Annotated in this window: 29 protein-coding genes and 1 tRNA gene; 11 read left to right on the top strand and 19 right to left on the bottom strand. The window is 61.3% G+C overall.

Features of this window, described 5'->3' with window-relative positions; translation table 11 throughout:
• Positions 1–563 precede the first annotated feature (563 nt).
• The 4 genes from X265_RS18595 to X265_RS18580 all read left to right on the top strand — a co-directional run bounded on the left by X265_RS18595 (position 564) and on the right by X265_RS18580 (position 2678).
• Positions 564–1127 (top strand): hypothetical protein, encoded by a 564-nt coding sequence (locus X265_RS18595; protein WP_128966124.1) that lies wholly within the window; start codon positions 564–566, stop codon positions 1125–1127.
• Positions 1128–1243: 116 nt separating this feature from the next.
• On the top strand, positions 1244–1696 hold the full coding sequence (locus X265_RS18590) for a VOC family protein (RefSeq protein WP_128966123.1): 453 nt from the start codon (positions 1244–1246) through the stop codon (positions 1694–1696).
• Positions 1663–1848, top strand: coding sequence for a hypothetical protein (locus X265_RS41075; RefSeq protein ID WP_128966122.1), 186 nt, complete (start codon positions 1663–1665; stop codon positions 1846–1848). The genes X265_RS18590 and X265_RS41075 overlap by 34 nt, the downstream gene beginning before the upstream one ends.
• A 191-nt stretch (positions 1849–2039) precedes the next feature.
• Positions 2040–2678: a glutathione S-transferase family protein gene (locus tag X265_RS18580; protein ID WP_128966121.1), complete on the top strand. Its 639-nt coding sequence runs from the start codon at positions 2040–2042 to the stop codon at positions 2676–2678.
• A gap of 122 nt (positions 2679–2800) precedes the next feature.
• Here the strand turns inward: X265_RS18580 and X265_RS18575 are convergent, their stop codons facing one another.
• The gene (locus tag X265_RS18575; protein ID WP_128966120.1) at positions 2801–3049 is read right to left on the bottom strand and encodes a porin; all 249 of its coding nucleotides are present in this window, start codon (positions 3047–3049) and stop codon (positions 2801–2803) included.
• Positions 3050–3102: 53 nt separating this feature from the next.
• Positions 3103–3357, bottom strand: a complete 255-nt coding sequence (locus X265_RS18570; RefSeq protein WP_128966119.1) for a PilZ domain-containing protein — start codon at positions 3355–3357, stop codon at positions 3103–3105.
• A gap of 227 nt (positions 3358–3584) precedes the next feature.
• Here X265_RS18570 and X265_RS18565 point away from each other — a divergent pair.
• The 6 genes from X265_RS18565 to X265_RS18545 all read left to right on the top strand — a co-directional run bounded on the left by X265_RS18565 (position 3585) and on the right by X265_RS18545 (position 5766).
• Positions 3585–3659 (top strand) — tRNA-Glu (locus tag X265_RS18565).
• A gap of 46 nt (positions 3660–3705) precedes the next feature.
• Complete coding sequence (locus tag X265_RS40560; protein ID WP_164938663.1) at positions 3706–3858, top strand: hypothetical protein; 153 nt, start codon at positions 3706–3708, stop codon at positions 3856–3858.
• 369 nt (positions 3859–4227) lie between these two features.
• Entirely contained in the window at positions 4228–4554 is a 327-nt protein-coding gene (locus X265_RS18560) for a hypothetical protein (RefSeq protein ID WP_128966118.1), read from the top strand.
• A gap of 3 nt (positions 4555–4557) precedes the next feature.
• Positions 4558–4998 carry a hypothetical protein gene (locus X265_RS18555; RefSeq protein WP_128966117.1) on the top strand — a complete coding sequence of 147 codons (441 nt, stop codon included), beginning with the start codon at positions 4558–4560 and terminating at the stop codon, positions 4996–4998.
• A gap of 3 nt (positions 4999–5001) precedes the next feature.
• Entirely contained in the window at positions 5002–5355 is a 354-nt protein-coding gene (locus tag X265_RS18550; RefSeq protein ID WP_128966116.1) for a type II toxin-antitoxin system RelE/ParE family toxin, read from the top strand.
• A 126-nt stretch (positions 5356–5481) separates the two neighbouring features.
• Positions 5482–5766 (top strand): hypothetical protein, encoded by a 285-nt coding sequence (locus X265_RS18545; RefSeq protein WP_128966115.1) that lies wholly within the window; start codon positions 5482–5484, stop codon positions 5764–5766.
• 247 nt (positions 5767–6013) lie between these two features.
• Here X265_RS18545 and X265_RS18540 read toward each other — a convergent pair whose 3' ends face one another.
• Together X265_RS18540 and X265_RS18535 are read right to left on the bottom strand one after the other, a co-directional pair.
• Positions 6014–6280, bottom strand: coding sequence for a hypothetical protein (locus X265_RS18540; protein WP_128966114.1), 267 nt, complete (start codon positions 6278–6280; stop codon positions 6014–6016).
• Positions 6281–6952: 672 nt separating this feature from the next.
• A complete protein-coding gene (locus X265_RS18535; RefSeq protein ID WP_128966113.1) occupies positions 6953–7906 on the bottom strand; it encodes a hypothetical protein in 954 nt (317 codons plus the stop codon).
• 584 nt (positions 7907–8490) lie between these two features.
• Here X265_RS18535 and X265_RS18530 point away from each other — a divergent pair.
• Positions 8491–9300 carry a hypothetical protein gene (locus tag X265_RS18530; RefSeq protein WP_128966112.1) on the top strand — a complete coding sequence of 270 codons (810 nt, stop codon included), beginning with the start codon at positions 8491–8493 and terminating at the stop codon, positions 9298–9300.
• Positions 9301–9314: 14 nt separating this feature from the next.
• On the opposite strand, the gene X265_RS18525 is transcribed toward X265_RS18530, so the two are convergent.
• From X265_RS18525 to X265_RS18460, 15 genes are all read right to left on the bottom strand, one after another.
• On the bottom strand, positions 9315–11492 hold the full coding sequence (locus tag X265_RS18525) for a glycosyl hydrolase family 28-related protein (protein WP_164938662.1): 2178 nt from the start codon (positions 11490–11492) through the stop codon (positions 9315–9317).
• A 387-nt stretch (positions 11493–11879) separates the two neighbouring features.
• The gene (locus X265_RS18520; protein WP_128966110.1) at positions 11880–12071 is read right to left on the bottom strand and encodes a hypothetical protein; all 192 of its coding nucleotides are present in this window, start codon (positions 12069–12071) and stop codon (positions 11880–11882) included.
• 2 nt (positions 12072–12073) lie between these two features.
• Positions 12074–12337 (bottom strand): hypothetical protein, encoded by a 264-nt coding sequence (locus X265_RS18515; protein ID WP_128966109.1) that lies wholly within the window; start codon positions 12335–12337, stop codon positions 12074–12076.
• Positions 12337–12636 (bottom strand): hypothetical protein, encoded by a 300-nt coding sequence (locus X265_RS18510; protein WP_128966108.1) that lies wholly within the window; start codon positions 12634–12636, stop codon positions 12337–12339. The genes X265_RS18515 and X265_RS18510 overlap by 1 nt, the downstream gene beginning before the upstream one ends.
• A 17-nt stretch (positions 12637–12653) precedes the next feature.
• Positions 12654–12833: a hypothetical protein gene (locus tag X265_RS18505; RefSeq protein ID WP_128966107.1), complete on the bottom strand. Its 180-nt coding sequence runs from the start codon at positions 12831–12833 to the stop codon at positions 12654–12656.
• Positions 12826–13263, bottom strand: coding sequence for a hypothetical protein (locus X265_RS18500; RefSeq protein WP_128966106.1), 438 nt, complete (start codon positions 13261–13263; stop codon positions 12826–12828). The genes X265_RS18505 and X265_RS18500 overlap by 8 nt, the downstream gene beginning before the upstream one ends.
• The gene (locus tag X265_RS18495) at positions 13260–13919 is read right to left on the bottom strand and encodes a hypothetical protein (RefSeq protein WP_128966105.1); all 660 of its coding nucleotides are present in this window, start codon (positions 13917–13919) and stop codon (positions 13260–13262) included. The genes X265_RS18500 and X265_RS18495 overlap by 4 nt, the downstream gene beginning before the upstream one ends.
• A 98-nt stretch (positions 13920–14017) precedes the next feature.
• A complete protein-coding gene (locus X265_RS40555; protein ID WP_164938661.1) occupies positions 14018–14185 on the bottom strand; it encodes a hypothetical protein in 168 nt (55 codons plus the stop codon).
• The gene (locus X265_RS18490; RefSeq protein WP_128966104.1) at positions 14145–14780 is read right to left on the bottom strand and encodes a hypothetical protein; all 636 of its coding nucleotides are present in this window, start codon (positions 14778–14780) and stop codon (positions 14145–14147) included. The genes X265_RS40555 and X265_RS18490 overlap by 41 nt, the downstream gene beginning before the upstream one ends.
• A gap of 576 nt (positions 14781–15356) precedes the next feature.
• Entirely contained in the window at positions 15357–16796 is a 1440-nt protein-coding gene (locus tag X265_RS18485) for a phage/plasmid primase, P4 family (RefSeq protein WP_128966103.1), read from the bottom strand.
• Positions 16793–17347, bottom strand: coding sequence for a hypothetical protein (locus X265_RS18480; RefSeq protein ID WP_244659331.1), 555 nt, complete (start codon positions 17345–17347; stop codon positions 16793–16795). The genes X265_RS18485 and X265_RS18480 overlap by 4 nt, the downstream gene beginning before the upstream one ends.
• Positions 17344–17631 carry a hypothetical protein gene (locus X265_RS18475; protein ID WP_128966102.1) on the bottom strand — a complete coding sequence of 96 codons (288 nt, stop codon included), beginning with the start codon at positions 17629–17631 and terminating at the stop codon, positions 17344–17346. The genes X265_RS18480 and X265_RS18475 overlap by 4 nt, the downstream gene beginning before the upstream one ends.
• Before the next feature lie 2 nt (positions 17632–17633).
• Positions 17634–17855, bottom strand: a complete 222-nt coding sequence (locus tag X265_RS18470; RefSeq protein WP_208764252.1) for a DNA-binding protein — start codon at positions 17853–17855, stop codon at positions 17634–17636.
• Between the two features lie 100 nt (positions 17856–17955).
• Positions 17956–18549, bottom strand: coding sequence for a hypothetical protein (locus X265_RS18465; protein WP_128966101.1), 594 nt, complete (start codon positions 18547–18549; stop codon positions 17956–17958).
• Positions 18550–18568: 19 nt separating this feature from the next.
• Positions 18569–19858 (bottom strand): tyrosine-type recombinase/integrase, encoded by a 1290-nt coding sequence (locus X265_RS18460; protein WP_128966100.1) that lies wholly within the window; start codon positions 19856–19858, stop codon positions 18569–18571.
• Positions 19859–20097: the final 239 nt, after the last annotated feature.

Raw genomic sequence — 20097 nt, 5'->3', positions numbered from 1 at the left:
CTGAAGGTAAGCGAGGGCTTCGGGCTCATGCCCCCGGCAAACTCGAAAGTGAACCTACACGCCTCAGCCACGGTCGATATAAATAGGGTGGTGGCGATGTCTTCGAAGGCAATGAGGGTCGCTCCGCTTTTCAATCGCCCTGCGGCGGCGTGCTTATTCTGAAGCGCCTTCACTTCACGAGTCACGGTGTCGTACAAGTCAGGAAGCCTGTTATCGAGAGATCGACCGAGGTAAGCAGTATCGAAAGCTATTGTGGCCTCAAATAGAAAGCGTCAGGAAAGGCGCCATTCTACTCGACTTCGGAAGTTATGCTACCTTGCGTTGCCGACTACCCAATCGCTCCCGAATCGTAAGGTAGACTAGGATCACGCCGAAGAGTTGCTTACCAAAGATCCTCTTCCGCGGGGCTTCAATGGATCGTGCCACGTCTGGAGTCCTCAGAGAATCTTGAAACGGCAACTCCATCCACGCGGAGTAAGAAGTTTGAGCTTGAAACCGACATAACACGAGCTGGTACTGTTGTCCTTCAGTAGCTAAAGACATCGAAGCTTGCGAGGAAATCCATGCGTTTGATTGTTGGTCTCCTCATTGGATTAGCTGTTGGCCTTGGGGCCTCCATCTTCGTCTATCCGCTGTGGCAGAACAGTGGCGGCACTTCGAAGGCCGATAAGCAACCTGTAACCACCGATGATGCGTTCTACATCTGCTCCACAAAATTCACAAAGGAACGTCCCCTCGTAATTAAAAGCGTGAACGGTGTCGCTAAGACCCTGGTCATGGACTGGACCGGCCAGGACAACTACGCGGTTGAGCAGATTGACACCGTCACCTATGTCGCTGTTGCGCGGCGAGAGGACAATGGATTCGATCAACTCGTTTTGAATCGAGTGACGGGCGAGATGAGTTACTCCAACCACCCGTCCAACAGCTCGAAAGCTCTTCTTTTGGATATGTGCGAACAACGCATTCCATGGAGCGCGTGCAACGGCCGGATGCCCATGATTAGAGGTGGGAAACCAGCCGAATGCAACTTCGTGATCAACGAGTTTTCGTGCCCTAGGCTCAAGAACCTAGGCGTTACGAACGAGGCGCAATTTCAGTGCGTCCCGGCGGAGCGGCGTTTCTAAAGACGAGTCCCGTCTTTGTCGTTTTCCAGCCCCCCTGCCCCTCCCGCGACTTTCCTGCTATCTCTCCCTCGCCATCCCGGCCCAAAGCAAAACCCCACCCCAAGGGAGCAACAACCATGCGTTATCTCCACACCATGCTGCGCGTGCGCAATCTCGATGTCGCGCTGAAGTTCTACCAGGATGCGCTGGGGCTGAAGGAGGTGCGGCGGATCGAGAACGACAAGGGGCGCTTCACGCTGGTGTTCCTGTGTTCGTCTGACGATCTCGAGGCGCTGAAGAAGCAGCCGCCGACGCGCGGCGCGCCGCTGGTCGAGCTCACCTATAACTGGGACGAGGAGACATACGGCGAGGACCGCTTCTTCGGCCACCTCGCCTATGAGGTCGACGACATCTATGCCACCTGCGAGAAGCTGCAGAAGGCCGGCGTCACCATCAACCGGCCGCCACGCGACGGCAACATGGCCTTCGTCCGCTCGCCCGACCTGCACTCGATCGAGCTGTTGCAGAAGGGCGAGCCGAAGCCGCCGCAGGAGCCGTGGGCTTCGATGCCCAACACCGGCCATTGGTAAAGGCCGGGCCGCAGGAACAAGGCCGCCCCGCCCGTGTTGTCCCTCCGACAAATGCGATGGAGGAGAACGCGATGGGACGCGGAATTTTGTTGTGGCTGCTGGGTGTGCCGATCCCGGTGATCATTCTGTTGTGGCTGTTCTTCGGCCACTGATATCAGCGCAAACGCGTCTTCGCGTTTGTCGCGCCAGCGCAAACGCTTGATGTCGCGCCTGATGCGCTGCAATGAAAGCTCCGCTTCCCGAAGCGGAGCTTTTTGCATGAGAGGGGCGCGGCAAGGTACATGCCTGCTCGCGGCGATTTCCGCTATCACCCGCGGCAAATAAATGCTGCGGGAGACGCTCGATGCCGGACACACAGCTGACGATCTGGGGCCGCGCCAATTCGGTCAACGTGCAGAAAGTGCTGTGGTGCCTCGCCGAGCTCGGCCTGCCCTATCAGCGCATCGACGCCGGCATGCAATACGGCAAGACGCGTGAGCCTGACTATCTTGCGATGAACCCGAATGCGCGGATCCCGACGCTGGTCGAGGGCGACTTCGTGCTGTGGGAGTCGAATTCGATCATGCGCTATCTGTGTCTGGCGCATGGGCGCGGCACGCCGATCTATCCGGAAGCGCCGAAGAGCAGAGCCGGCGTCGACCGCTGGCTCGACTGGACGCTGTCGACGGTGCAGCCGGTCGACCGCCCGGTGTTCTGGGGCATCGTGCGCACCGCGCCCGCCGAGCGCGACATGATCAAGGTGCAGCAGGATGCCGATGCGGCGGCCGAGGTCTGGGCGATCGCCGACCGCCAGCTCGCCACGCGCCCCTTCATGGAGGGCGATGCGTTCACGCTCGCCGATATTGCCGTCGGCGCCTATGCGCGGCGCTGGTTAGGGGTCGAGGGCATCACTAGGCCGGCGCAGCCGAACCTGACGCGCTGGCTCGCCGAGCTCGGCAAGCGGGTGGGATTCGCCCAGCACGTGGCGCCGCCGATGTCGTGAGCCGCCGAGGCGGCCCAAGGTGCGGTGGGAGCGCACGGAATTGCGTTGGCCGCGCTGGTTCGGCCGCACCCCGCTTCTACTGTGCATGGGGTTGTTTTCGTGTTTTTGGGGTGGGCCCTGTCTCAGCGCCGGATCGCCGTGTCGACACTGATCGAGCCGCCGATCTTCACGCAGGTCCCGGTGGCCTCGACCATGTAGAAGCCGCGGCCATAGGCGGCACAGCTGGTCGCCTTCGCCGTCCCCGGGGCGGCCCCCTTCAGCGGCAGCGTCTTGCCGGACTGCGGCTGCTCGGTCGCTGGCAGGCGCAGGGTCTCGGCCCCGGCCGCGGCGGTCAGTGTGAGGGAGATCAGGGCGAGGACGGCAAGGCGCATGCCCCGCCTTGTAGCCCGGACCGCCCGTAGGCGCCATCCGGCTGGCCTGGAGTTTAGAGGAACCGGACGCCGGCCGACTTGCCGCGGCGCCAGATCACCTGGCAGCTCCGCCCGGTCCGCGCGTCCCGCGCAAAGGCCATCCGGATCACGCCCGGAAGCTGGCTCGCATCCTCGTCCATGGTGATCTTGGCGCCCGAGTCCGAGATGTCCTGGACCAGACAATGCCGCGCCGCGAATCCGCCGTCGAGCGTGATCCAGGCGTGCCGCGACAGCAGCTTGCGGGCTGCGCGCTTCTTGGGCGGTGGCATCGGCGAAAAATCTCCCCCGCCAGCGCTAGCCTGGGGAACCCTAAGAAACCGTTGAAATCGCGGCCCGAACAGTCCCGGGGCCGGCTATCCACCGCCGCCAGAACAGCGTTCCGGAACGGCCTTGCCCACGGGCCGAAAGGTCACTATACGTTCGCCCGCTGCAAGCCGCCGGGCTCGACTCGGACGGCTAGCGGGCCTGTCGCCAGATGCGATCAGGCCTTGCGTTTGCTCCCTTCGTCTATCGGTTAGGACGCCACCCTTTCACGGTGGAGAGAGCGGTTCGATTCCGCTAGGGAGCGCCAACAAAATCAGCCACTTAGACGTTTCTTCCACCGCCGTGTCCAACACATGGCCAATAAACGCGTGTGGACGGCGCTGGCATTCGCGTCGGCAGTGGTCGGCCTGGTGCTCCTGATCATCGCGCTCGCGCAGCCCTGCCGGCCGGGACGCGATCTTGCTATCGGCCAAGCTCTGGTCGTTGCGGGATGCGACCAGCGATGACGTAGACCCGAGCGGTGCATTGTTGCCGCGGCGCGTTGCTGGCAACCTCTCGCAGTCTGGATCAAAGAGCCCCGCAAGGACACGCTCCCAGGCAGGAATGCGAGGCCCCCGGTACCGGGTACGGCCGACAGATGCCCCCTCCTCCGAGGACACGGCGCCGAGATGATCACCCACCCGTGAGGCTTCACGCGGTGGATTTTGTGTTTCCGCTGGCGCACGGCAGGTCCGTCGCCCACGTCCAAGGCCGAAATTGTCTCACTTTGATCCCGATCCCGTTACGCGAAATTCATCAGCCGTGTTGCAGATTTGGGCCTCCCTTGGAGTTGTTCTTGTGATACCGGTTCCTTACATCTGACAGCGGGCGAGTAGATGGCGAAGAGCAAGCAGAGACAACAGCCAATCCCCAACCGCCAAGCGGCGCCGCCGCTTCCTCCGACCCCGCCCGCCGTGACGCCACAAGTAGCCTTTGGTTACAACCCTGCGGGCCCGAGGGAGCCCGTAGACATTGTTTCGTCCAAAGAAGGTTGGAGCGAGTTTACCCTCTCAGATGGCACGGTGTTACGCGCCAAAGCTGTCGTGTTGGATGTGCGTAAGATGGTTGGTCAATACAACCAAGATGGCGAGCCGGTCTACGAAATGCAGATGACTATGGTCAACCAAGCCCGCGTCCCCGAAGAATTGAAGAAGAAGGGCTAGAACATGACCCGAGCTGCCGAGGCTGATGATAGGTTTACTGGCGCCGTGCTGGATCGCCTCCTGCCGATCAGGAAAACTGTTCAGGGATTTGAAGGGACGCAGCTGCTGACTGGCTTTACCGGCGCGCCGGTGAATTATGTTTGTGGTGGTGATGTCGAGGCGACCATCCAGCACCATCATGCCGGGCCCAGCGGAGGCACGCTCGTATACGTGGGCAGCGCTGGCACCGGCGAGTTTTACAGTTGCAGTTTTAGCGTGTCGGCGGGCGCCATCAACAACGTAACGTTCACGGCCAACACCGGCTGCACTACGGGTGTGACCGGGCCCGCGTCGGCCAGCTACAGCAAAGATTTCGTAGACGCAGTGCTCGCTGCCGATGCCGAAAAGCCCGAAGCCGAGTTCGATAATGTCGTAGATTTGCTGGCTTGGCTTGATCGTGACTGAGCTATGGCCAGAAAGCCAAGCTCCGACGAAAAGCCAACGAAAGAAGTAAAGTGGGAGGTTGCGAAAGGATTCAGGGAGTCGTGGGAGCGCTACAAGACTGATTCATTGAAGGAAGCAATGAAAGCGTTCAACGAGTTCAAGCGCTCAAATCCGCCTAAACCACTACCGCGCGGAATGAAGGACCACAAGCTCGAAGGTCCCCTCAAAGAATACAGAGAATGCCACCTCGAAGGCGACGTACTCCTAGTTTACAAGCAACTTCCGGCTGGTGCGATCAAACTTATGAGGGTGTGCACCCACGATGAGATAAGGGGGCCCCGCGGTCAGACGCTGGGTAAGACATTCAAAGAGGAGTGAGCCCAAGAAAAGTGAGGGCTACGGGATTCACTTTTCCACACCCACGACGCGCAGTAGCTCGGGCGCGTTCCGAGCCACCAGTAATCGACAATTTGACTCTCGGCAGCGCGTCGCTCCGATAGCGACATGCCTCGTCCTCGACGCCACTCGCCAACGCACGCCGACGGCCGCCCGATGAAGATCACCTTCGGCGAGATGCGCGCCATGGGCCTGCGCGGCGTCCTGGTCTATTGCCATTGCGGTCATCACATTGCGCTCGATGCAGATCTCTGGGCCGACGACATACGGCTGTCCGACCTCGAGCCGCGCTTCGTCTGTCAGGGCTGCGGCAGCCGGGGCGCTGACGTTCGGCCCGACTTCGAGCGCGGGGACGCGCGCGTTGCGATCATGGGCCACGCCGGCAGCCGGTGAGAGGCACCCGTAATTTCAGGAACGAAGGCTGCCCCCGTGGCTTCTGAGTCTCGCTAGCCCGGCGACGGGCAAGCGGAGCGGCCCCGGCCTCCCCCCAAAAGCCCCCCTGAAGCCGGGGCCGTCTCTCCGCACAAGAGCGCCTCAGAGGTCCGGGCGTTGGTGCTCAAGGCCCGCCGGTTATGGCGGGCCTCAGGCTCCTATCGCATCAGCCGCCTGCGGTGCGTCATCTGCCGCCGGCGCCGGCGCGTCATTCGGGCCACTCCTCGCCGCGATAGGCCGCCTCATAGTTCATGCGGAAGGCGCTCGCCATGGCGAACAGCTGAGCTACGGCAAACACTGCGAGCTCGAGTTCGCGACTCGCCGCACGGTCATCCGGCGAGCGACATTCCTGAATTTGCGACAGAGCGATATGACCCATGCGCTCCAGATCGCAAACGTCACTCTCCATGCGGCTGAACACCTTCGCATGATGAGCGTGGCGACTAGTCATCGGAAAGTTGGCAATTTGGCTCATTGCTGAGCCTCCCGCGCGAATTCATCGGCGATGATGTCGAGGGCCCGGGCGACCTCCCGGGCTGCCGCGGCGCCCTTCCTTAGCTCGTCGACTGGATCGGCGCCCCAGCACCCAATTTCCTCGCCTCGCTGGATCCTGCCAGCGATCGTCACTGCAAGAGATACCCGATTGCAGGGGTGCCGAAGGATGTTGCGTGCGCGGCCGGCCTTTTGGCGCCCTGAGACGCGGAATTCGACAGGCCGGATGTTCTCAGGTGGCAGATGCCTGCCCGCAAACGATGGATTACCCAGCGGCGTGGGATTTCGCCCCGGGAAGGTGATGACGTTAGACATGGTGGTGCTCTGGATAAGCCGGCTTCTCACGGCCGGGTGCCAGCGGACAGCACTGGCGCCGGGAGGGTGAGAACATCGCCAGAGACGATGCGCGACGGCCTTCCCCTTTCGGGTCTTGTATAGCCGCCGCTCTCCCGGCATAGTGGTGCCGTTCACGCTGGCGGCTAACCAGCGCGTCCTAATCGTTGGCGAGTTTGATCCCGGCAAGGATCGCCCTGCCAACGCCCTGGTGCCAAACGGGCCCCGGCAAGGGCCTTTGGCGGGAGTTCTCACGCTCCGCTGAGCATCACACCTGATTTGCGTTAAGAAATCCATCCCCTTTCGGGGCGCCTCGGCGCGCCTATGCCCAAAGCCGGTCAGCATCCGTTTTTGTATCGAGCCACGTCATGTCGCTGTCGTCACCCAGCGGATTGTTGAGGCTAAATCGCGCCTCGCCATACACCCGCGGCCGCCGTCGCTGCTCGGCGAGAAACTCCCCAACGCGAGACCGAACGTCAGGTAGTTTCAAACGGCCTTCGCCTATAGCGACGAACATTCTGGACATAACATCCTCGCGCTCATCTTCAGGAACGTGCGCAGTCGCTTGTCGAACTGCTTCGTAGGCATCTTGGCCGTCGTTGCGGGTCAGTGATGAGGCCGCAAACTGGCGCCTGGCTCTCTGCGCAGCGCTCCGATGCGCGTGCGCATTCTTGTCGGAGATATATCGCAGCCGAGCGCCCAATTTCGGGTTCGCCCGTATGAAATTTCTCATGGATTGCTGCACGTGCGACGCTGCAGAACTCAACGTCGCGCCCTCGTGAAGCGATGCGATCGAAGCCCTTACTTGATCGGCGCTTGGCATAAGCAACTGCCTTCGGTTCTTAATGCAGTCCTTGCAGCGCCGAACGAGATAGCCCAGATGCTGCTCGTAGAATGTATTTTCGAGCGTTCGAATGTGGCCATTCTTGCATCTCTCTGCCGTTCGGCGTTTTTCAGCCGATCGGTCTATCGCGAGCCTCCACGTGACGGTTGCCCGGACACGTGCCGCGACCTGTTCATTCACATGCGCAAGCCGCCTTGCTTCGACCGCCCACTCAGGATGCAATTCGCAGTGCTTTTTGAAGCGTTGTGGGGTGACCAGAGCCGGACCGCATCGTTTATCCCCAGATGTGATCTTCCGCAGCGTATCGCCTGCAGTCAATCTCCTCATAAACTCAGCGGCAAGATCTTCGGTCATGCCGGGAGGAACGTTCATCCACTTGCGTCTGGCCTCGCTGCGTTCCTCATGCGATCGGAATTTTTGGACACGGGACATTCTCGCCTCCACAAAGCGCAGTATTGCGCCGCAGAAGGGCGCGCCTGAGTCGAGGCGGCCGGATGGCGGCGACCGCCATCGAAACTCCGAGAATCGGGAGACGCCCCTTGCGCTCGCCCTGCAGTTGCGAAAACATGCGACCGGTCGGCCGGGAGATGAGGGTGCAAGGGCGGCGTTTCGGACTACTTTTTTCAGCGGTCGCGGGCGCAGCTGCGGCTTTGATCGCGGTTTGGCTTTTGAACCACGGAATTTTGGTCGGCTCACGCTCGGGCGTCAATAATGCAGGACTCTTCTACAGAACCTGCCAATATTTGTTCGTCACTGGAGTAGCAGAATTACCGGCGAGCGGCGGGATTGCAGCGAGCGTACCGGGGATGCCGCGAGGCATCGAGCTCGGAGATCGCAGCAGTCAGACCCTCTACTGCCGGCTGACAGCAGAGTAAGAGCGATTGTATGGCCTGACAAATGAACCGCATTGGGCGTCGCACCACAGTCTGCATGCTGGCCCTGGTGGAGCCATCATTTGGGCCCTCCTACGCTAGCGCCTTTGCTCTCGACCACTCGACGCAAGATAAGGACATCTCATGGCCGAAAGAACCGAGTTTGTGGTGGAGGTGAACGGCCGCGACCGGAGCCTATTCTCGGTCGCTGAGAGGCCAAATGGCGATCTTTTGATCTTCTTCGAACATGCCGAGCGATTTGGTTATGATGCATGTGGCTCCGAGATCCGAACGCAGAAGTACTCTGTTCATGTGAGCCCAAACAGCGCAGAATTCTCAACGCTAAAGCAAACCCTTCTCCTTCAAGACGACACCGAAACTACAACAAGCGCTCTCACGGACGCTCCTAAGAAGGGCGGGTTCTTTGTCGTCTTTTCTCGGCGTCCTCCCGATCTCGCTTCGGATCGATACCTAAGCAACGACGATAAACACACAAAAATTCGACTTGGAGGATCGGGGGTCGATGCGAACCTTGCTCTTGTGTATTGCGTGGCAATCGGCGGCGCAAAATCGAGTTTCGGCCCGAAGCCAAACATGGGCGTGATCGAATATAAGTTCGCCAATTTTACACTCGTCGTCCTATCACACTATCTAACCCTTCCTCCTCATCGCAATGGAGATCTCCTCCACGTCATGACGGCCCCGCCGCAGCTCGGTGGGAGCGCCGACGAACAAACAATGCTTCGCAATTTAATGCGGGGCAAAGACGCCTCAGGAATTCTGGACGATTTCAATTCGCACTCGCTCTTGCTGGCGAACAGCCTCGCCCATCACTTGTTGAAAGAGATCGAGGATCCAGCGCTTAAAAAACACCTATTGACGTTCATCGACAACACCGTCGAGCAATTGGGCGACGCGGGGACCCTTGTCATTATTCGATCGGATTCGCCCTAGGCCAGCTCCGCTGCTTACTGCGGCCCATAGCCAGCCACGCTGACGAAGTCGCAATCCTGCCCCACAATGCTCGGGCTCACACACAGAAACCGCACCGAGCCAGCCGTGACGTTCGCCAGGCTGCTCACATAAACGAAGCCGAGATTCGTGCCGGTGTTTGTTGCGGTCCCCGTCACGGCATAGTTCGCATCCGCAAAGGCCGTGGTGAAGGTCAACGTGTAATCACCGGTGCCGTTTCGCGTGCAGCTTGCGACGTTGTAGCTGTCCTTCAAAGTGCAGGTCGATCCGGTCTTGCCGTCAAACCGGGCGAAGAACTTCGCGGTCCCAGGGTGGTTCTGAACCTGCGCCGGAGGTACGAGCAATGTGCTCGAGCTCGGGGTCTGCATGTCCGTCTTGGCGGCATAGCCGAGACGGGCCGATGGCACCGTTCCGCTACCTAGATTCGACGCATTCAGCGCTGTCAGGCTTGCACCAGAGCCGGAGAACACTGTTGCGGCCAGAGTGCCGCTCGACGGGTTGAACGCCAGCTTCGTCGTGCTGGTCTTGATCGGATATGCGCCGCCCGTCGCTGCCGCCCACAGCGGAAACATGGTCGCATTCGTGGTCGTGTCATCGCTCAGCGTGACGGGACTCTGAGGCGCGTACCAGCTCGAAGCGGCAGATGACGTCGTGAAGTTGCCACTGCCGTCCGTGGTGATGGTGCCGACGAACGTGCGCGTGCTGTCGCCCGTCTTGACGTTGTAGCCACCCGACGCGTCGACGGTCGGCGCAGTAGTGTTGGCCTCAAGCACGATCGAGTACGGCGCATTAGCCGATGCCGAATTGTAGGCATAAAAATCATAAGTCGTGTTTGCACTTAGCGGACCGATCGCCTGGGTAATGCCGGTCGTCAGCTGAACGTTGACCCATTCGCCGGTGGAGGCCAATTTGATCGGCAAGGACGCGCCAAATCCGACCGGCGTCAGAGTGATGCTGTTTGTGCCGGCGACGGCAAGCCGAATTTGCCCACTAATCGGCGCGAAATTGAAACCCGAGAAGCGTGTCTGCCCGGTTAGGTCGAAGGTCTGCCAATAAATGTCGCTGATGCGGATGGTGTCCGTCAGCGTGTTCGCGCCGGTCGCCTTGAACGCCGTATAGCTATTGTTGTTTGTGGTCGCGCGCACCTCGACCTTGTCAATCTTGATGTTGCCAATCGGCGCGGCCGCGGAGTTGAACCAGACGCAGCCCTGCGCAACGAACAGGTCGTTGTTCAAACACTCCGAATTCTGCATGATGAAGCCGCGCAGGCCGCCATCGACGTAGATGTGAGGAAGCACGGAGGACTTCAGGTTTTCGAAGTCGACGCCGTCGATCGTGATCTGGAGCGAAGAATCGGCGCCCTGCACATAGAGGTCGACGTTGTTGTTCGTCGTGAACCCCATGTTCTCGAATTGCGCGATCAATCCCTTGATCTGGAAGGCGCCCGACGTCGGGGGCACGCTCGCGCTGGCCGTTCCGCACGACTGGAACGACGAATTGGTGACCCGCAGGTTCGAGCCGAAGTAGCCACCGCTTGGCGCATTCAGGTTGACGCACCAGCCCGCGACACTGTCCATCCGGATGTGATCCAAAGAGACGACGAAAGAAGCGTCCGGATCACCCGCACTCGCCGGGATGTCGATGCCGTCACCGGAAATGCCGGTGATCTGGATGTTTTCGAACGATGCATAAGCGGCACGGTGCAGCTTGATGCCGCTCGATGCGGCCGGAGGCGAGCCGGCCAGCGTCGTGATCTTGAAGTCCTTGAAGATCGACCCGGAGTGGAATTTGCCATCGGCCTGCGTATCGACCGAGAACAGGTAGCCATTGGCGATCCGGCTATCGAAGATCGTCTTCTCGCGTCCCTGCCCACGGATCTGCAGGCCCTGCGCGAAGAAGGACGAGGCCGAGGTCGTATAGTTGAGCGTCGCGGTGATGACGCAGGTGCCGGAGGGGAAGACGACGGGCGCGCCGGCGGCGGCCGTGATCGCTGATTGCGCGGCAGCCGAGTCGTCGGTGACACCATCGCATTTCACGCCGTATGCGGTCGCGTAGAACTCCGGCTGGCTCGCGATGCCCATCTGGGCCTGTAGCGTCGCAAAAGGAATTGCTTGCGAGGGCCCCGAGCCGGTGCCGGTGCCGGTGCGGCCGATCACTGACCGGTCAGGTACCACGGGGAATTGCTGCGCGATCGCAGGGCAAGACGCGGCGAATACAATTGCCGCAAGAGCGAACCGGCGCAAATAGCAGGAGAACATGGGACGAGCTTTCGGATCGGGCCAGCTCCGATCCGGCGGAGCTCCGAAAGACGTTTGCGCCGATGTCCAAAGGCGGGGCTGATTCCGGCTTGCCCAGGCCGCAACGCGCTTGAGGTGCGCGCTACCTACTCAGTCAATGACTCCGATTTCAACACGTTCGCAAATTGGCTATCATCGATGCCGGCGAGCTTCCGCAGCGTCTGAGCAACAGCGCGCCAGCTTTCGTTCTGCACAGCGAGATCGCGGGCTCTCCCGCGGGCTGCCTTCAGCTCACGCTTGAGCCCAAGGATCGCAGACGTTTCCCTATCGCCCATCGCCCTCAGCCAGCTTGACGGCTTCCTTTGCCGCTGGATTCGCGTCGAGAGCCTCGCTGATCCGCGCCTGCACGTCGAAGAAACCCGGCGGCGTCGGCTCGCTGGGCGGCCAGCGATCCTGAGCGCGAACAATCGCGATCACCATGTCTGGGGTAAGCTCAATTTTGATGTTGGCATCCATGCTTAGGCCCATCCAACCAGCTTGCTCACCGACCCAACCACCGGGCCCTTGAACGCGGTGAGCTTCAGGATTGCATCGAAGCGCTCGACGAGCGACTTATCCTGGCGCTGGACGATCAATCGCAGCGCGGCAAGAAAGTTGTTGGCGTGCTTGTTCTTCGCGGCCTCTATGCGGCTTGCCTTGAAAGCCGCCTCGAACTGGTTGGCATGGCCGGACAAGGCGGGCTCAGCGCGCAACTCCTCGATGAAGGTTTCGATTGCGCCCATCACGAGCTCGTTACGCTGGTCGAGACGACGTGCGCGCCCGCGGCGCCGGCTTGCGGGATATTCCAACGAAACCCTGTAGCGGCAGAATTGAACTTGGCTTGCTTAACGCCACCTCGGTCTGCGGCCGAGAACTTCATGGGCGGGTCCAAACTCCGCCACTGCCCGCCAACCAGCTGTAGGAGCTCGGGCTGATCGATGAGATCGGCAATCGTTCCGGTGACGAAAGCTGAAACGGTCGAGCCGGCTAACTGAAATACCGCCGAGTGAGAACTCAGAGACGTGTGCGTCACGTTGGTCATGTCAAATCTTTCCTTGTCTATGGCGTAGCGAAGGTTTCGCAGGGCATGAAGCCTTCTGGGATCGCGCGGGTCATGCTCGGTTCGAACACGAGTTCAAAGCGCTTCGCGCGAGCGAGTTGAAGGTCGTTGAGCGCCAAGGTCGCCGGCTTGAATTCTCCGGTTCTGGGGTTCACACACGTGACGACGTAGTCATGCATTTTGGCTCTCCGTTTTGGGTGCTTCTTTCACGGGCGCAATGCGCATCGCGCTGGCGATATTGAGCAGACGAATTGCTTCGGGTTCTCCACTGAAAAGCTTCTTCTGGAATTCGCTGTCACGCTTCCAACTCTCGATCTTCGCGTCGACCGCAGCGCGCAGAGCCGGGGTGATTGAACGTTTTCCGTCGATGTACTGCTGCACCTCCGCGCCGGCCTCCGTGATTTCAGGAGAGAGGCCTGCCTTGACCAGGTGGTCGAGCACGTTTTCGGCGTCGCGCTTCTCCGCGGCCGCCCGCTGCTGGGCGACCAATTCTTCGGCCGTCGGCTGGGGCGCGGCGGAGTTGGTCGCGGACGCCGCCGCGTATTCCTTTGCCATCGCGGCAAGTTTCTCACCGGCCTGTTCGCTGGTGAGGGAAGATGGATCGATCATGCCGCGACCTCCGTTGTTTCGATTGCGGTCAGGTCCGCGGCGTGAAGCTGCTTCACCTGCTTTTCGATGTCGGCGAGCACGGCCGCGTCGGCCGCCTCAAATTCGGCGAGCGCCGGGGGCGTCAAGGCGGGCTTGAGCCGGTGCATCTCGGTGATGGGCGCCGCAAACGGCAGCGCAATGTAGGCGTTGGAGTCGGGGGCTCGCTGCGGCGCGAGGCGCCAAAGCTCTGCAGCAATGAGCCGATCCAGCGGGCCGAAGCTCCGGCCGCAGAGTCCATTCGGTCCTACCCCGATGTCGGGCAGCGCCGTGCCGTCGGGGGCGGCCGCTCGGGCCTGCTCCGAAGCGACGATGAACTCCCCATAGGCCTTCGCCATCGTTGCCGCGGCTTCCAGCACGGTGGCCATCGCTTTGCCGCGGTCGGCCATACGAGAGCGTAGCTCTGCCAGTTGACCCGAGCGCGCCTGCGCATCCCGTTCTGCCGTGTCCTCGCGCTCGAGGCGAGCGGCCAGGCGCTGGGCGACTTTCAGCTCGTCGACGGCCGTCCTTGCGGCTTCCACCTTGCCACGGTGCGTGGAAAGCTTTTCGGCGGCACCGGCCTTGCGGTCGACCGCGTCCAAGATCAAATGCTCGAGCTCAGCCTCCAGCGAGGCGAGCACCGCGCGCGCGCCATCGACCTTGGCCGCGATCTCAGCAGCGCGGCCAGGCGCCGCAGGCGCTGGGGCTTCTGCCTTCTTTCGGAGCATCGACATAAGCCTCACGCCGCCTCGCTGTGCTGATGGTTTGCCTGCTTGGCGGCAAGCGCGTCCTCGACGAGGTTGGCGACAAAGGACGAGACCGGCCGGCGGTCTTTCGACGCCGCGGCACGGATCGCAGCATCGAGCTCAACGCTCGGCCGGAAACTGATGTGGGGCTTGTTCGCCATCGTGGTCCTCCGTTGTGGACTGGAGCATCGCTTCGCCGCGCAGGTCTAACAACGCACCATCAGGCCTCGGGCCAGTCGGGCCGCGAGGTGTCCACCTTGGGCGCATCTGCTCGGACTGCTCGGGATCCTCGACCAGCACCACCGCGGCTACGCCCAGCCCTAGGGCGTCCAGGACCGCCTGCAGCATGTCGCCGCTCATTCCCTTCTTCGGTACCGGCGCCAGCGCCTTGGTCGACAGGCGATCGGCCCAGCCGACCAGCTGATCGATTTTCTCGTGGCTCAGGTTCAGGGCTTCCTTGCGCGCCCTCAGCACTGCCACCAGCTCGGACTTCGTCCGGGCAAGCCGCATAAATGGGCCGGCCGGTGTCGCCAACACGTCCGGACAGGCCTCAGGCGGGCTTGCGGCGGCCGCTGGTGAGTCTGGTGCCGGCGGGGCTTCCTCCTGCTCACGCGCCACCCTCGCGATGCGCTGGAACGGTAGAGACACACTGCGCGGTCGGCGCCGACCCTTCCGAGATCCCGAGCCGACATTCACCACCACGGAGCTCTGCTCGGTCAGGTCCTCCAGGAGGTCCAGGTCAAGCTGTCCGGTCATGCAGCCTCCATGAGCCGCACAGCGCCGCTATTGTGGACGAGTGTTGCAGAGGGCCGCCGCCGAATTTTTGGAGCCGCCGCGAAAGTTTGAAGCGATGTCGCGAAATGGGCGGGCCGAGCGTTTTCCCCCTACCGGCACCCCACCCAGGTCTTTTTTGTAGCAAAATCAGGCAGTTAGAAAAATGAGACGGTTCACCAGTGATCGGCAGCCTCGCGCGCGCCTGGACTGCTTCAACAGAGTGAAAGACTGAGTTGGCACCCGCGCGCGAAATCCCTTCCGCCACCGCACATATTGGACGCTTGTTGGACACGACCGAGTGAACTTGCGTAGATCGCGGCGCTTTTTGCATCGCTACTCCACCCTGCCGAAGTGAAGATGACCGGCTGGGGTAACTGTTATCACCCTCGCCGATCGCCGGCATACTGTCGGACCAAAGCATGCGAGCTGCCTGGTTACGCGCACTGCACCGATGAGGAGCTCCTTCAACCCCATCGGTGACACATGTGACGGGACGCCTACTTATCGCCGTCACGCGCGCGCGTGTAACGTGGATAAACTGATCTCGTGTCACATGTGTCACTTTCCGTAGTCTCCCGTGGTTTCGGGCATATCTGACAGCAGCCGGAGACCGTAGAAGCCACGTCCTGAATTGAGGCGGTGAGGCACAAATCCTCGATCGACGAGCTTCTGTGTGAACGTCTTGGTGCTGCCAGCCTGTTCGCTGGAGGCATCGGCCCAAGCCTTCCAATCACTGTAGAGCGCGGCTGACGAGGTCCATGCATTGGGCTCGCGTTTGCAGCGGTCGTCGATCCAACTCCCGACGATGTCCTCGGAGCTGAGATATTCGGCCGTCGCCTTTGTGACTGCCGCCGGCGGTGCCAGGCCGATGCGTTGCCACTCCAGACAGCCCTCGATCATCCACGACAGAATGCCGGGCCACTCGGCACGGATCTTGTCGGTCAGGTCCGGGTCCCGCTCCTCCTTCGGGATGGTCACCGTGAAAGGTATGAGGTGGAAGCGGCGCCTCATGGCTTCATCGACCGACCGGAGGCCGGGTTTGTGGTTGCCGGCAATGAGCAGCTTGAATTGTGGCGTGAACTCAAAGAAGTCCTGCCGCATGAAGCGAGCTGAGATACGATCGCCACCGGTGAGCGCTTTGATCCGGGCCTCGGCCCAGCGGCGATTTTCTTCAGTCTCGTTTGCCGTCACCAGTCGCGCGCCGCGCAGGCCGGCGAGCTCGGTCGGGTGCTGAGCAAAGGACGAGGCGGTGAAAGTCTCGATAGGCGATGTCTTGTGATAGTCATTCAGGATGCCGGAGACCGCGTTGATGAACACGCCCTTGCCGTTGCCGCCAGTGCCGTAGCAGAAGAACAGCGCCTGGGCGCTCGTCGAGCCCGTCAGGGCGTACCCGGCGACTCGTTTGAGAAACGCCTGGAGCTCAGCATCGCCGTCAGTGACCCTGGTCAGAAACCGCTGGAACAGCGGACAGGAGCCACCCGGCGAGACTGACGTGATGCTGGTGAGGTAGTCGTCCGCACAGTGTGCGCGCCTCGCACCTGTTCTGAGATCGATGACGCAATCGGGAGTGTTCAACAGCCAGTTATCCGCGTCCCACTGCGTAGCCGTCGCGGCGATAGCGCGATCCGCCTTCGCCAACCTTTCGACGGCCGCGACAGTCTTTGCACTGGCTAGATTGGCGGCGACCTTCGGCTTGTTGCATTCGGCCGCGGCCGCGCGACAGATCATGCGGGCATAATCGAAGCCGGCGAGCGTCTCGTCCGCCCCCCATTTGCGTCCGTCCCAAATCATCCACCTGCCCCACGTGGCGACGTAGCGCAGGTCATTTCGGTGCTGCTCGGCAAAACGCAGCGCGATAGCCTCGTCGGTGAAGGCCGGCGGCCGCGGCGCGTTGTCGTCGCGGTCGACGACATGGGATTCCCGCTGTTGCTGAGGTCCACCGAGACCAAGGTCGGCAAACGCCTCGAATGCGATAGCTTTGGTGGCTGGCGCGATCATACGGCCCTCAGATATTCGAGCAGGTACGGTGCATCGCGGCGATGATCGTCGAGCCAGATCCGCAAGCGCTCGCGATCACCGAGACGGACAAGGTTAAGAAAAGCATCGACCGTGCTGTCGGCTGGTTTGTAGGAGTGCGGCTTGCCTGCTCGCTCTGGCCCAATCGGACCATTGCGGAAGTCAGCGGTAGGCGGCAACTCGCCCGTGTGTTTCCACGCGTCGCGCGGGTCATCCAACTCGAACCGCTTCACTAACTGCGAGGCGTAATCCGGCGGGAGATTTTCGCCGTGCGGCTCAGGAAGGTCGCAATCTTGCGCGGCGTTGTCCTGGAGGTGACCGCGCACCCACGCGAAGGGGCCTGCAATCACATTCTGCACGAGATCTTGATCGGCGGTCAGCCCGGTGCGCTCGGCTAACCGCTGCAACTCGTCGACGGCATCGGGCAATTCGATCTGATGGTGCGCATAGCGATACGCTTTGCTGTCGGCGAGATCATGCAACACGTCGACGAGGTTCACGATGTCCGCGGTTGGTTTTGCCGGACCGCTCATTCATCATCCCCACCGTCGAGCAGACCAAGCTCTTGCGCTTTCTTAAGCGCCTTGGTTACGGCCTCATGCAGGTCGGGCAGCCGGTTCACGGACATCGAAACGCCCTTGGGCGTCGGCACGTTAGCCCCCGACCTGTCCATCGCGAACAGTCGAACATCGACGACGTTGATTGTTTCCTTGCCTGCCGGCGTGAACGGCTGGAGCGTGACGGCGACCACATCCTTTCGGCGGTTCTTGAAAAACCGGAACGGGATTGCCTCGGCGAGCTCAGGACGTTTTGCCATCGTCACGCCACCCGCTCGCCGTGGCTCGGATTCGCTTGCGGCAGGGAGGCCAGCCAAGCGGTTTCGTCCTCAATCGTGATGAGGGTTGCACTACCAACTTTTCGCGCGTTGAGGCGACCTTCTTTCAGCTCGATGTAGACTTGCGATCTCGAGATCGAATTCCGGGCGGCGAATTCCTCCACCCGAAAGGATCGTTTCAGGGCCGTGTTAGGGGTCTTGTCCATTGCCTTCCATCCAAGGTGACTGGTGAACCTTGGGATGACGGTGGACTGGTTGCTTTCTGGCCTTAGCAGACGGCGCGAGAAAATCCGGCCATGAAATCTGCTAGGTTGGGAGGATGTCTATTTCTTGGTATGGCCGAAGCACCGCCTGACAGATGCTCCGGAGGTTTTCCTCGTCGCCGGTGACGCTCTGGTACAGTAGGCCGGCAATGGCGCAGAATGGCGTTTTGATCGATCCCGCGGTCGGCCTTTTCTGCGAAAAACGAAGCATCAGATTTAGCGCGACGGTCACGCACCAGAATTTGACTTGGTCAGCGCCCGGCTGATCGTCATCCGCTGCCTGACACAGCCTGCGCACCTCATGAAGCGCGTCGAGCGCCCTGGGAGAAGGCAGATCCAACCCGAGGCGCAATCGAAGCTCCGGTGACAGTGTTTTTGCGGACAATAACAAAGTTAGCTGATCAATCGCTGCTACGATCTCGCGAGCCTGCTGGCGCGTATTTTGAATTGCGCTGCGGCTAAAGTAGTCAGGAGCGAGTTCGCGAAGGCGATCGATCTCTCGCTGTACAGCGGCGGAGATTTCGGCAAGCAGTTCGGCTTTTGACTTCTCCACCAGATGCCCCGTCGGCAGTTGCTTCTGCTGAATCCTCCATGGCTTGAGAAAGTCAGCTATGTATTTGACAGTATCGTCATCCATCGAGACGCCCCCGCGACCATCACGAAGCCGTGGCCACTGGTTGCATCGGCGCCACGTTTCCATCTTCAATCACGCCGAACCGCGGCGCACCCGCGCGGATTGCGTCAGCGACATAGGACGGCGCGAGATGCCCGTAGTGTTTCTCCACCATGCGGGTGTCGCTGTGCCCGAGGTTTTTCGCCACGACCATCAGCGGCACGCCGTTCATCACAGCATGCGAGGCCCACGTGTGCCGCAGACCATGGAAGCCCATCGGCGGATCGATCTTCGCCCGCGCACAGGCATCGCGCATGGGATCCTTCTGGTGGTCCTTCAGCCAGGGTTGGCCATTGTCCTTGAGGAACAGGAAGGCGGTCCCTGCGCGGCCGGCGGTGATCGAACGGAAGAACGCGACGCCGTCCTCGGTGAGGTGGATATGCCGCGCCTTGCTCGACTTGGATTTCCGAATGGAAACCGTGCCGCTGTTGTGGCTGAAGTCGACGACCTTCAACCGCGTGAGTTCGCCATAGCGCGCGCCGGTCTCGACGGCGCCGCGAGCCAAGCGGCGGAAATCCGCGTCTGAGGCGTTGAGCAGCCGCGTCACCTCGGCGAGCTCGAGATATCGCACCCGGGCCGCGTCCACGCCCTTGAACGGCTCGACGGCGCGCCACGCGGCATCGCTGGGGACCTTCTCCTCGCGCCAAGCCTTGTTCAGCGCAGCCTTGAGAACGGTCAAAATGCGGTTGGCGGTCGACCGGCGGCGCCGCTGGTGCTCCTCCGGGTCATCGACCTCCCTGAAGCGTTGCTCGTCCCCCTTCTTCACCCGGATGCGCGCGCCAACCTTGGCGAGGCCGTGGTGCCAGGTCTCGATCCGATCCTTCGTGAGGTCTTTCGCCTCGATCTCGCCGAGCACCGGCAGGATGAACGCGTCCGCGGCGTAGCGGCTGAACTTCGCTGACTTGCGCTTGGCTTCAAGGAATTCGATGTAAGCGTCGACCGCGGCCCTCACGGTGAGCGGGCCAGCCTTGCCGGCGGCTTTGTGGGCGCGGTCGACCATCAGCTCGCGCGCCTTCGCCTGCGCCTGCGAGAAGCTGAGGATCTTCACGCCGTCGGCGTCGGACAGATCGTCGGCCGGGCCGATGGTCTCGACCTCGTATTTCTGATCACCGACGTAGCTGCGCACGACCCAGTTGCCGGCGCCGGCCTTCAGCCGCCGGTAGCCGAGGTGAACGCCCTCCTCCATCACTCGGTAATAGGGCTTGCCGCGCGCCTCCAGGCGCCTGCGGGCTTCTCGCTTTTCGAGGTTCGCGTCGCGCACTGTGCGGGCCATCGCATCCACCCTGACAAGGTTGAGAACGCTTCGTGTCCAACACTTGTCCAATATCCATGGCTAGACGTCAATGGACTGGCATGTCCTTATGTGGCAGATTCTGTTGATTAAATTTGGCTATTTGGACAGGAGTGGATGGCTATGGACCTATTCTCATCTCTTTCACGGTGGAGAGAGCGGTTCGATTCCGCTAGGGAGCGCCAAGCAGTCCCTCTCATTCCCTCACCGTTTCGCCCGGG

The sequence above is a fragment of the Bradyrhizobium guangdongense genome (genome assembly GCF_004114975.1).
GTDB lineage: Bacteria > Pseudomonadota > Alphaproteobacteria > Rhizobiales > Xanthobacteraceae > Bradyrhizobium > Bradyrhizobium guangdongense.
The sequence above is the reverse complement of the archived record's forward strand: the minus strand, read 5'-3'. Positions and strand labels throughout refer to the sequence as shown.